This is a genomic window from Pseudomonas sp. BF-R-01, from assembly GCF_019946615.1.
GTDB lineage: Bacteria > Pseudomonadota > Gammaproteobacteria > Pseudomonadales > Pseudomonadaceae > Aquipseudomonas > Aquipseudomonas migulae.
In genome coordinates this window covers 35,647-46,250 of the sequence record NZ_JAGYFX010000052.1, presented here as the reverse complement: position 1 = coordinate 46,250, position 10,604 = coordinate 35,647, and the positions used below count along the sequence as shown (strand labels likewise).

Annotated in this window: 10 protein-coding genes; 7 read left to right on the top strand and 3 right to left on the bottom strand. The window is 59.6% G+C overall.

The features are described from left to right. Positions 1-280: 280 nt before the first annotated feature. Together KGB27_RS19265 and purU are read right to left on the bottom strand one after the other, a co-directional pair. Entirely contained in the window at positions 281-472 is a 192-nt protein-coding gene (locus tag KGB27_RS19265; protein ID WP_008041931.1) for a hypothetical protein, read from the bottom strand. 86 nt (positions 473-558) lie between these two features. After that, a complete protein-coding gene (gene purU, locus KGB27_RS19260; protein ID WP_008031689.1) occupies positions 559-1,407 on the bottom strand; it encodes a formyltetrahydrofolate deformylase in 849 nt (282 codons plus the stop codon). A gap of 339 nt (positions 1,408-1,746) precedes the next feature. Here purU and mvaT point away from each other — a divergent pair, with 339 nt between their 5' ends. Beyond that, a complete protein-coding gene (mvaT, locus tag KGB27_RS19255) occupies positions 1,747-2,124 on the top strand; it encodes a histone-like nucleoid-structuring protein MvaT (RefSeq protein WP_007933316.1) in 378 nt (125 codons plus the stop codon). Between the two features lie 99 nt (positions 2,125-2,223). On the opposite strand, the gene sbcB is transcribed toward mvaT, so the two are convergent. Then, on the bottom strand, positions 2,224-3,654 hold the full coding sequence (gene sbcB, locus KGB27_RS19250; protein WP_223555810.1) for an exodeoxyribonuclease I: 1,431 nt from the start codon (positions 3,652-3,654) through the stop codon (positions 2,224-2,226). 184 nt (positions 3,655-3,838) lie between these two features. Here sbcB and KGB27_RS19245 point away from each other — a divergent pair, with 184 nt between their 5' ends. The 6 genes from KGB27_RS19245 to KGB27_RS19220 are packed head-to-tail and all read left to right on the top strand — an operon-like array spanning position 3,839 to position 10,558. Next, positions 3,839-4,564: an RDD family protein gene (locus KGB27_RS19245; RefSeq protein WP_223480238.1), complete on the top strand. Its 726-nt coding sequence runs from the start codon at positions 3,839-3,841 to the stop codon at positions 4,562-4,564. Continuing rightward, on the top strand, positions 4,561-5,538 hold the full coding sequence (locus KGB27_RS19240) for a stage II sporulation protein M (protein ID WP_223555808.1): 978 nt from the start codon (positions 4,561-4,563) through the stop codon (positions 5,536-5,538). Before KGB27_RS19245 ends, KGB27_RS19240 begins: the two co-directional genes overlap by 4 nt. Beyond that, a complete protein-coding gene (locus KGB27_RS19235; protein WP_223555806.1) occupies positions 5,525-7,072 on the top strand; it encodes a DUF4129 domain-containing protein in 1,548 nt (515 codons plus the stop codon). Before KGB27_RS19240 ends, KGB27_RS19235 begins: the two co-directional genes overlap by 14 nt. After that, positions 7,069-8,232, top strand: coding sequence for a DUF4350 domain-containing protein (locus KGB27_RS19230; protein WP_223555804.1), 1,164 nt, complete (start codon positions 7,069-7,071; stop codon positions 8,230-8,232). The genes KGB27_RS19235 and KGB27_RS19230 overlap by 4 nt, the downstream gene beginning before the upstream one ends. Then, a complete protein-coding gene (locus KGB27_RS19225; RefSeq protein ID WP_008041951.1) occupies positions 8,229-9,230 on the top strand; it encodes an AAA family ATPase in 1,002 nt (333 codons plus the stop codon). Before KGB27_RS19230 ends, KGB27_RS19225 begins: the two co-directional genes overlap by 4 nt. Next, positions 9,227-10,558, top strand: a complete 1,332-nt coding sequence (locus KGB27_RS19220; RefSeq protein WP_223555802.1) for a DUF58 domain-containing protein — start codon at positions 9,227-9,229, stop codon at positions 10,556-10,558. The genes KGB27_RS19225 and KGB27_RS19220 overlap by 4 nt, the downstream gene beginning before the upstream one ends. Positions 10,559-10,604: the final 46 nt, after the last annotated feature.

Here is a 10,604-nt window from a genome sequence, read left to right as displayed (position 1 = left end):
CACGCCCCCTCGAGAGGCCGAGCGCAGGTTCTGCGCAGTGGGCAACCCGGCATGGATGCCGGGTTAGCCGCCCCCGGCCATGGATGGCCGATGGCGGCGGGCCCACGGAGCAGGACCGGAGCGAGGGTATGCCGAGCCTAGGCGAGGCACCGAACGAAAGGGGCAAGAGCGCTTGGTTACTTGGCGCTTCTCCAAGTGACTCGCCGTAAGGGCGAAACCAATAGCCGCCGCTACCAAAGAAACGGATATGTACACAATCAAAACGAGCAAACGCAAGACCTCAAGACCGCTTCGCCGGCAAACCAGCGCCTACAAGGTCAGGCTCAGGATTCAACTGCTCCCACAACTCCGCCGCACCGGGAAATTCCGTGCCGTCTTCGGCACTCATATCATCCGGATCATAACGGCTCAAACACCCCTCCCCCAATGTCGCGGGAGCCTTGGAAGTAGCTTTGTCCAGTGGATCAGCCATGGTCATGTCCTCAGTGCAGAAACGGCGAAGGGCCTGGAACGATTGAACGCCCAGGCCCTTCGAATTTCAACCGCGTCGTGTGGCGGTCAGAACACTACAGTCTTATTACCGTGCACCAGCACCCGATCTTCCAAGTGATAACGCAGACCGCGAGCCAACACCATTTTCTCGACATCGCGACCGAAACGCACCATGTCTTCGATGCTGTCACTGTGGCTGACGCGCACAACGTCTTGCTCGATGATCGGGCCCGCGTCCAGCTCTTCGGTCACGTAGTGGCACGTCGCACCGATCAACTTCACCCCACGCATGGAAGCCTGGTGATACGGCTTCGCGCCGACGAACGACGGCAGGAAGCTGTGGTGAATGTTGATGACCTTGTGCGCATACTCGCTGCACAACTCGGGCGGCAGGATTTGCATGTAGCGGGCAAGTACCACCACTTCGGCATCGTGCTGTTTGACCAGACGCGAGACTTCGGCAAACGCCGGCTCTTTATCCTGCGGATTGACCGGTACGTGGTAGTAAGGAATGCCGTGCCACTCAACCATGCTGCGCAAATCATCATGGTTGGAAATCACACAGGAGATTTCGCAATCCAGTTCATCGCTGTGCCAGCGGTGCAGCAAGTCGGCCAGGCAATGAGATTCACGGCTTGCCATCAACACCACGCGCTTCTTCTGCGCGGTATCGGTAATGCGCCAGTTCATCGAGAACTCTTCGGCAATCGGCGCGAACGCCTCGCGGAAAGCCTCGATACCGAAAGGCAGCGAGTCGGCACGAATTTCGTGACGCATGAAAAACCAGCCACTGAGATTGTCCGAGTGGTGGCTCGCTTCAGTGATCCAGCCGTTATGTGACGCCAGAAAGTTACTGACTTTAGCAACGATGCCGACGCGGTCCGGGCAAGCAATCACCAGCCGAAAAGTGCGCATGAGGGGGAAACTCCAGAACTTCGCAAAGGCCGCCATTCTAGCGATTGCGCAAAAAAACTGCAGTATAGATGACACCTCGCGTTGCACGAAGGCCACTGGCACAAGCGTTGAGGGCTGTCGGTTACCTGCGCGATGGTGATCCTGTCAGCATTCTTCAAGCATTCAATTGTGAATATCTGTGATACCTGCGTCACACTATTTAACTGTACATCCAATTTGCGCCCTATTCATCGCAACTAATTTAAATAAACCCCGGTTAAATGTTTACTTGATGAAACACCCTGACTATTATTGCCGCACTGTCCCCTGCCATCCAGCGCACAACATAAGGTAGTCCCCATGTCCTTGATCAACGAATATCGTGCCACCGAAGAAGCTATCAAAGAGCTGCAAGCCCGTTTGAAGAACCTGTCCCAAGACGACAAACTGCAAACCGAGCTGGAATTCGAAGGCAAACTGCGCACCCTGATGGGCGAATACTCCAAGTCCCTGCGTGACATCATTGCGCTGTTGGATCCAGAATCCAAAACCAAAGCACCACGCGGTGGCGCAGTAAAAACTACTGGCACCAAGCGTGCTCGCAAAGTTAAACAATACAAAAACCCGCACAACGGCGAAGTCATCGAAACCAAAGGTGGCAACCACAAAACTCTGAAAGAGTGGAAAGCCAAGTGGGGCGGCGACGTGGTTGAAGGCTGGGCTACCCTGCTGGGCTAAGCCGCAAAGCTTGTCGCAGACCCATCCGCGACAAAAAAGAACGCCAGCAATCGCTGGCGTTTTTTTATGCCCGAGATTCAGGCCCGTGCATTTTCATTTTCAAAGATTCAAACGTTTGCGCAATACCTGGACATAATTGTTCCACTCATTGAGCACCTCTTGCTGGAATGGCGTCGCAGTAATGTTCAATTGGGCTGCGGCTTCTACAAATGCTTCCAGGGTATTGGGCGCCCCGCACTCGGGCGCTGACAAACGTTGCTGACAGAATACTCGCCAGCGTTCTTGCTCTTCGAAACTCAACGTTTCGGGAAAGTTACGTGCGCGATATCGAAACAATAATTCAGGCAAACGTTCATCATCGAAAGGCCATTGCTCTTGCGCTAATTGCGCCGGGTCAGCCGCCCGGACTTGCTCACAAAGACGCCGGTCCCGATCACCGATAAAACCATCGTATAACTGTTGTTCAGGGTCTTGGCTCTGAGCGAAATCCTCTCGGGCATAAATGGCCTGAACTTTATCTCGCCAAATTGTTTGTGCGGCACTTAGCCGCAGCGTGCGCTCCTGATAAAGCGCCATATCCAGCCCCAGTCGTTGCTGATCATCGGGACGAAGCACCGGCAACGGCGCCACCACCGGGCATTTGTTGATGTGGATGAGTTTGAGCGGCACCGGCAGTTCGCCTTCGGCCAGTTCATCACGACGGGTATACAAACGCTGGCGCAAGGTCTCGGCATCCAGGTCGAGCAATCCTTGGGGATCCAGGTGCAGGTCACAAACAATCAACGCGTTCTTGTTGCGCGGATGCCAGGCCAGCGGCAACACCACGCCGACATAACTGCGTGCCGCCGAAAAACGCCCGGAAATATGCACCATCGGCTGCAACAGCCGAATCTGATCCATCACCTTTTGTTTGCTGCGCAACTGAAACAGCCAGTCGTAGAGCTTCGGCTGTTTTTCCCGGATCAGCCGTGCCAGTGCGATGGTCGCGCGAACGTCCGACAGCGCTTCGTGAGCATTGCCGTGATCGATGCCGTTGGCGGCGGTCAGGCGTTCGAGTTTGAGCGTCACCCGTCCTTCGTCGTCCGTCGGCCAAACCAGGCCATCAGGCCGCAAGGCATACGCCGCACGCACCACATCGATCAGGTCCCAGCGACTGTTACCGCCCTGCCACTCGCGGGCATAGGGGTCGAAGAAATTTCGGTACAGGCTGTAACGAGTCATCTCGTCGTCGAAACGCAAGGTGTTGTAACCCGCGCCACAAGTGCCCGGTGCCGCCAGTTGCGCGTGTACCCGAGTCATGAAATCGGCTTCGCTCAAACCGTGTTCGGTCAGTTGGCCCGGCGTGATGCCAGTGATCGCGCAGGCCGCTGGATGCGGCAGGATGTCTTCACTGGGCTGGCAATAAAGATTGACCGGCTCGTCTATGACATTGAGATCAAAGTCAGTGCGCAGCCCCGCCACTTGCAGCGGACGGTCGCAACGCGGGTTGATGCCGGTGGTTTCATAGTCGTACCAGAAGATCGAGGTCACGGGCTATTCCTGAACTGAAGATCGGCGAAGTCTAGGCGTTCACATCCCGCCCCGGCCAGTAATCTTGCATTCAATCACCTCTGACCACGCACCGTGCAATACATAGTTATGTCGTTTCCCCCCGTGAGGCTGCTAGCATCGGACACACAGAGAATCCCGATCAGGCCACATCACCAGGTTGCCCATGCTCGAGACCACAGCACTGCAAAGGAAAGCGACGCTGTCCCCGCCACTGGATACGCGGTATCAGGTTGAAACGCCGGAAGGCATCGACTTGCCACTGCGCCCGGCCGGGTTGATGGTCCGTGCGCTGGCGTTCTCCATCGACCTCGGGCTGCGCGGGCTGATTCTGGGTCTGCTGTTTATCGTCCTCGCGTTTCTGGGGAAACTCGGCGCCGGGCTGGGCTCGATCCTGCTGTTCGCAGTGAGCTGGTGGTACATGGTGTTGTTCGAAGTGCTCAATCAGGGACGCTCGCCGGGCAAGCAATGGATGGGCCTGCGGGTGGTGCAGGATGACGGCACGCCGATCGGCTGGTCCGCTTCGCTGTTGCGCAACCTGCTGCGATTTGTCGACCTGTTGCCGTTCGGCTATTTCCTCGGCGCCATCAGTTGCCTGCAACACCCCAGCTTCAAACGCCTCGGCGACCTCGCCGCCGGCACGCTGGTCATCTACCGCGAACAGCCGCTCACCCGACCGCAAGTGCCCGACGCCGAACCGCGACGCCCGGCCTTCGCCATGACGCTGACCGAGCAACGCGCCATCCTCGGGTTTGCCGAACGCCAGGGTGAACTCTCCGAAGCGCGGGTCAATGAACTCGCTTCTATCCTCGCCCAACCGTTGAACGTCGCAGCGCCACGGGCGGTGGCGGAACTCAACGGCATCGCCCGCGGTTTGTTGGGTCCCGCATGAAGCAAAGTCTTTTCGAGAATCGCCACAAGGCTGAATGGGCGCAGTTTTCCCTCATGCTCGACAGGCTGGAGCGCAACAAAGACACCTCACGCGTCACCAGTTTTGCGAAAGACTATCGCCGGCTATGCCAGCACCTGGCGCTGGCTCAGGAGCGTGGATACAGCAGTTTCCTGATCGACTCGTTGCAGCAACAGGTCCTGCGCGGGCATCAACAACTTTATCGACATCGCAGCCGCCTGGGTGCCAATGTGCTCGGCTTCATCCTCGCGGATTTTCCGCGGCTGGTGCGCGAACAGTGGCACTTCGTGCTGGCCGCCAGCCTGATGTTTTTCGGCAGCCTGATCGGCTTCGCACTGTTGGTGTATCTGTTCCCGGACCTGGTCTACAACCTGATCCCGGCGCAACAGGTCAGCGACATGCAAAGCATGTACGACCCCAACGCCGGACACCTGGGTCGCTCGGCGGAACGGGCGGCCAGTGAAGACTGGGTGATGTTCGGCTTCTACATCATGCACAACATCGGCATCGCTTTTCAGACGTTCGCCAGCGGTTTGCTGTTTGGCCTGGGCAGCGCGTTTTTCCTGTTCTTCAATGGCTTGATGATCGGCGCGGTGGCCGGGCACCTGACGCAGATCGGCTACGGGCAAACCTTCTGGTCGTTCGTGATCGGCCACGGTGCTTTCGAACTCAGCGCCATTGCCCTGGCGGGTGCCGCCGGCCTGCAACTGGGTTGGGCACTGATCGCACCGGGGCGCCTGCCACGCGCCGAAGCCTTGCGAGTCGCGGCGCGCAAAAGCGTATTACTGATTTGCGGGGTCATGCTGTTTCTTTTGATCGCTGCATTCATCGAAGCCTACTGGTCATCCATGACCGGGCCGGCGCCGATGACCAAGTATCTGGTCGGCGCGACGCTGTGGTTTTTGGTAGCAATGTATCTGCTGTTTGCCGGACGGACTCGTCATGCGCCTGAGTGACGCGACCGTGGTGATCCGCCCTCGAACAACCTGGGAAGCCATGGACCTCGGCGTCTTGCTGAGCCAGCGGCACCGACGCCTGTTGATGACCAGTTGGGCCATCGTGACCTTGCCGGTTTTCGCCATGCTCACCTTGTTGTTGTGGGATTCACCGTCCCTCGCCGCCTTCATTTTCTGGTGGCTGAAACCGGCGTTCGAACGCCTGCCGCTGTACATCCTGTCCAAAGCCATGTTCGGTGAAACGCCCACCTTGAAACAGGCGCTGCGCCAATGGCCGCGACTGCTCAAGCCACAACTGCTCGCCAGTCTGACCTGGCGACGCTTGAGTCTGAGTCGCAGTTTCCTGATGCCGGTGGTGCAACTCGAAGGCCTGAGTGGGCAAGCGCGGCAACAGCGTTTGCAGGTGCTGTTGCAACGCGACGGCGGTGCAGCGCGCTGGCTGACAATCATCGGCGTACATCTGGAAAGTGCACTGTGGGTCGGCCTGATGGTGCTGTTTTATCTGTTCCTGCCGCCACAGATTGAATTGGATTGGAGCTGGCAAACGCTGCTGTCCGCCGCCACACAAGACTGGCGCTGGCTGGAACACCTGACCAACGTGTTTTACGTGTTGGTGCTCGTGGTGTGGGAACCGGTTTACGTGGCCTGCGGCTTCAGCCTTTATCTGAACCGGCGCACGGTGCTGGAGGCCTGGGATATCGAGTTGGTGTTCCGTCGTCTGCGTCAACGTCTGAGCAGTACCGCCGTCGCCCTGCTGCTGGCGGCATTTCTGCTGATGCCAGCGGCGCAAACCGTGTGGGCCGCCGAGCCCGCGATCTCACCGGACAGCCCGCGTCTGCTGGACCAGCCTCTGACCAGTCAGGCGTCCCGGGACAGCATCAAGGCGATCCTCGATCAGCCGCCATTCAAGAACAAGGAAACGGTCACCCGCTATCGTTTTGGCGGCGAAGACAAACCGGCCGCCGAAACCCCGGACGATGGCAAGGCCCCCGAGTGGCTGAAGGCGCTGCTCAAGTTGCTGGATAACCAGCGTTTCGGTGCATTGGCCACCCTGATTGAAGTGCTGCTGTGGGGTACGGTGATCGGGGTCATCAGTTTGTTGATCTGGCGTTACCGCGACTGGTTGCAGGCGTTCGTCAGTCGCCGACCGAGGTTGCCGCGCAAAGTTGCACGGCCGCTGCCACAGCAAGCATTCGGCCTGGATCTCAACCGTGAAACCCTGCCTGCCGACATCGCCGCCAGTGCGGAAAGCCTCTGGCAAACCAACCCGCGTGAAGCTCTCGGATTGCTTTATCGCGCCCTGCTCAGTCACTTGCTGCACGACTACAACATGGCGCTGAAACCGGCCGACACCGAAGGTGAAGTGCTCGAGCGCGTTGAACACCTGCAGCAACCCGCGCTGCTGACTTTCAGCAAAAAACTGACGGGGCACTGGCAGAACATGGCCTACGGGCATCGCCTGCCCCCCGCGCAGGTGCAACAGGAACTCTGTGATGGCTGGCGGGCGCTGTTCGGCCCGGGAGCGGCGCATTGAACCGGCGTCTCTGGCTGGCGGTCGGCGTGTTCATCGCGGTGCTATTGGCTGCGCTGAGTGTTTATCTGTTTTTCAAGGCAACGCCCTATCAGGCAGACATCGATCACGGCCCTTCGCCCGAAGCCCAGGCCAACCCTTATCTGGCCGCCGAACACTTCCTGCGCAAACAGGGCCTTACCGTCGGCCATGCCAACAGCCTCGACGTGCTGCCGACGCTGGACCCGCGCCAGCACAGCCTTTTGTTGCTCGGCGACCGGCAAAACATGACGCCACGGCAGATTGACCAAGTGATGAACTGGACCCGCGCCGGTGGGCGCCTGTTGTTCATCGCCGAATCACTGTGGGATGAAAAACTCGGCCAAAGCAATGACCTGCTGCTCGACCGGGTGCAGGTGCACCAGTCACTGAGCAAAGACCTCAAGGACCCGCCACCCGCTACCGGTGAGGATCCTTACCCCAACCTGACCAAACTGTATCTTGAGGATGAAGACGCCCCGGCCTACGCCACCTTCGATACTGCGTTCCATCTCGAGGACCCGAACAATCTCGCGCAAGCCTGGGCGAACAGCGGCAAGGCCACGCACATGATGCAGCTCAACCAAGGGCTCGGCTCGATCATCGTGGTCACCGACGCCGACCTGTGGAAAACCCCCGCCATCGACCAGTACGACAATGCCTGGCTGCTCTGGTACCTGACCGCGGACACCCAGGTGACGCTGCTGTTCAACACGGATCACGACAGCCTGCTGACCTTGTTGCTGCGCTATTTCCCCCAGGCATTGGTCGCGCTCATCGCCCTGATTGGCCTTGGCCTCTGGCATGTCGGCGTGCGCCACGGTCCATTGATTGAACCGGCGCCGAGAGCCCGTCGACAACTTCAGGAACACCTGCGTGCCAGCGCCGACTTCATCTTGCGCCGCAGCGGTCAGGACAGTCTGCTGCAAGCCTTGCAGCAAGACATCCTGCGCCGGGTGCGGCGCCGTCATCCCGGTTTTGATCAACTCGGCGTCGCCGAACAATGGCTGGTGCTCGCACGCCTGACCGGCCAACCCACACGCGCTATCAGCCAGGCCATGAGCCCGCGACCGAAGCAACGGCTGTCCAGCGTTGAATTCAGCCGTCAGGTCGCCCACCTGCAAACCTTGAGGAACGCCTTATGAGTGAACAGATCGAGCCCGGCGCGCCTAGCCATGCCGAGCAGCAACGCCAGCGCGCCAGTTATCTGGCCCAAGCGATAAGAGTTGAATTGCAAAAAGCCGTGATCGGCCAGAACACGGTGATCGATGACGTACTCACCGCGTTGATTGCCGGCGGTCATGTGCTGCTCGAAGGCGTGCCGGGGCTGGGCAAGACCTTGTTGGTGCGCGCCCTCGCCCGCTGCTTCGGTGGCGAATTCGCGCGCATTCAGTTCACCCCGGACTTGATGCCCAGCGATGTCACCGGCCACGCGGTGTACGACCTGCAAACCGAGCAATTCAAACTGCGCAAAGGGCCATTGTTCACCAACCTGTTGCTCGCCGACGAAATCAACCGCGCCCCGGCGAAAACCCAGGCGGCGCTGCTCGAAGCCATGCAGGAACGACAAGTCACCCTCGAAGGCCGCGCCCTGCCCATCGCGCAACCGTTCATGGTGCTCGCCACGCAAAACCCCATCGAACAGGAAGGCACTTATCCGCTGCCGGAAGCCGAGCTCGACCGTTTCATGCTCAAGGTACGCATGGACTACCCCGACGCCGAGCAAGAGCTGAACATGGTGCGTCAGGTCAGCCGTTCGACCCGGGCCGACATGCTCGATGTGCAACCACTGCGCACCGTGTTGCAAGCCAAGGACGTGCTGGCCTTGCAACGTATCGCCAGTGATTTGCCCCTGGACGACCAAGTCCTCGACTACGCCGTACGCCTGGCCCGCACCACCCGCAGCTGGCCCGGCCTGACCCTCGGCGCCGGGCCTCGGGCCTCCATCGCGCTGGTGCGCTGCGCTCGGGCGCGGGCCTTGTTGCGCGGCGGCGAATTCGTGATTCCGGACGACATCAAGGGCTGCGCGCTGGCGGTGTTGCGCCATCGCGTACGCATCGCACCGGAGCTGGATATCGAAGGGCTGGAGGTCGATCACGTGCTGCGGCAACTGCTCGATCAAGTGCCGGCGCCACGTCTGTGAAACCCTCGCGCCTGCTGCTGATCTGGCTCGCAATCCTGCTGGCCATCGGCATCGTGCTGGGCACCTTGCGCGCACTGGACATTGCGCTGCCCTCAAGCCTGTTGTCGATCCAATGGGGTTTATTGCTGGCGCTACTGGCCCTGGCAATACTCGATGCTGCCCGCCTCACACGCCTGCACTCGCCCCGGATAACACGACAAATGCCCGGCAGCCTGGCCCTCGGTCGCTGGAGCGAAGTCCGACTGGACGTTGAGCACAACTTTCCCCAACCACTGACGGTCCAGATTTTCGACCACGTCCCCGACGGCCTGAACTTCGAAAACCTCCCCCTGTCAGTCGAACTTCAGCCCGGCCAGCACAGCCAGGTCGGCTATCGCCTGCGCCCGCTCAAACGTGGCCACTTCAGCTTCGATCACTGCGAAATCAACCTGCCCAGCCCATTGGGCCTGTGGTCCGGCAAACGGCTTCTGAGCGTCACCGACCACACCCGCGTCTACCCCGACTTCGCCCGCCTCTACGGCGGCCAACTGCTGGCGGTGGACAACTGGCTCAGCCAGCTTGGTGTACGCCAACGGCAACGACGAGGCCTGGGCCTGGAGTTTCACCAGCTACGGGAATTTCGCGAAGGCGACAGCCTGCGCCAGATCGACTGGAAAGCCACCGCCCGGCAACGCACACCGATTGCCCGGGAGTATCAGGACGAGCGCGATCAGCAGATTATCTTCATGCTCGATTGCGGAAGGCATATGCGCAGTCATGATGGCGAACTGGCGCATTTCGATCATGCGCTGAATGCGTGTTTGCTGTTGAGTTACGTGGCGTTGCGTCAGGGTGATGCGGTGGGTCTGAGTACCTTTGCCAGCGATCAACCGCGTTATCTCGCACCGGTTAAAGGTGCCGGTCAGCTCAACGTATTGCTCAACACGGTCTACGACCTGAACAGCACTCAACGCAGCGCTGACTATCAGGCCGCTGCTACTCAACTGCTGGCCCGACAGAAACGCCGGTCTCTGGTGGTGGTAGTGACCAACCTGCGGGACGAAGACGACGAAGAATTACTCACCGCCGTCAATCGCCTGAGCAAGCAGCATCGAGTGTTGGTCGCCAGCCTCAGGGAAGACGTGCTCGACACGCTGCGCCAGTCACCGGTGCAAACGTTGCACGAAGCGCTGACGTATTGCGGGACTGTGGACTACTTGAATGCGCGGGCCGAACTCCATGAGCGGTTGGACGCTTATGGAGTGCCGATGGTGGATGCGCTGCCCGGTGAACTGGGGGCGGCGTTGGTGACGCGTTACATGAGCTGGAAGAAAGCAGGGATGAGTTAACCGATTGTCATGCCCTGCCCCTCATCTACCTGCCATCACCAACGTT